The sequence below is a fragment of the Litchfieldella rifensis genome (genome assembly GCF_042646605.1).
Lineage (GTDB): Bacteria > Pseudomonadota > Gammaproteobacteria > Pseudomonadales > Halomonadaceae > Litchfieldella > Litchfieldella rifensis.
Window position 1 is genome coordinate 1 of the sequence record NZ_JBHRUG010000028.1, and the last position, 1,276, is coordinate 1,276.

The window sequence follows — 1,276 nt, forward strand, 5'->3', positions numbered from 1 at the left end:
GGCCGAGGCTGTGTGAAAACGTAGCTCCCACTATACTCAACCCGTGACAGCTCGTGGAGGTGCCGATGAAGCGCTTCGTTTCAGGTGAGTCCCGGTCTCAGGCCACATTGTTTCCAGAGTTCCTTGATGATTTCGTCACAGACGACAACCCGGTCCGGGCCATCGAGGCCTTCGTCGAGTCCCTCGACCTCAGACAACTGGGTTTCCAGGGTGTCGATCCCCATGCCACCGGTCGGCCCGCGTATCATCCCGCTGTTCTCCTGAAAATCTACCTCTACGGTTATCTCAACCGCGTCCAATCCAGTCGCCGCCTGGAGCGCGAGACGCAGCGCAATGTCGAGCTGATGTGGCTGACGGAACGCCTGACACCGGATTTCAAGACGATTGCCGACTTTCGTAAGCACAACGGCAAGGCGATCCGCGACACCTGTCGAGACTTTGTGGTGTTGTGCCGACGCCAGGGTCTCTTCTCACACGCGATCGTGGCCATCGACGGTAGCAAGTTCAAAGCGGTCAACAATCGAGACCGCAATTTTACCTTCGCCAAGATGAAACGGCGCGCAGAAGAGATCGAGAGGAGCATCGAGCACTACCTACGCCAACTCGACTCAGCTGACCAGGGAGTCCCTGCTGTCACGGAAGCGCAAACCGTTCATCTGAAGGAAAAGATCGAAGCCCTCACGGAGGAGGTGCAGCAACTGCAAACGATTGAAATCCAAAGAACCCAGGCACCCGACCAGCAGGTGTCGTTGACGGACCCTGATGCCCGCTCCATGACCACGCGAGGCACTGGGGTGGTGGGATACAATGTGCAGACGGCCGTCGATAGCCGGCATCACTTGATCATTGCCCATGAGGTCACCAACGTCGGCAGTGATCGTGGTCAACTCTCCCGAATGGCCAAGCTGGCTCGTGATGCCTCCGGCGTCAGCGATCTCAACGTTGTGGCTGACCGCGGCTACTTTAAGGGTGATGAGATACTCGCATGCCACGAGGCCGGTATCACCCCCTATCTCCCTAAACCGAAGACCTCGCCGAGTCAGGCACGAGGACTGTATCCCAGAGAGGCATTCCGGTACGTGCCTGAAAGGAATGCCTATCGCTGCCCGGCAGGTGAGCGATTGATCTGGCGTTTCAAGACCGTCGAAAAGGGACAGGTGCTACATTGCTACTGGAGTTCAGCCTGCCCGAGCTGTTCAAGGAAGCCACAATGCACCACGGGGATATATCGACGGATCAAGCGCTGGGAACATGAGGATGTGCTCGAGTCGGCACA

General features: G+C 57.6%; 1 protein-coding gene. It reads left to right on the plus strand.

Annotated features, from left to right (window positions below; all coding sequences use genetic code 11):
* Nucleotides 1–65: 65 nt before the first annotated feature.
* The coding region (locus ACFOEV_RS14500; RefSeq protein WP_386775149.1) for an IS1182 family transposase at nt 66–1,276 on the plus strand (1,211 nt) is incomplete at its 3' end.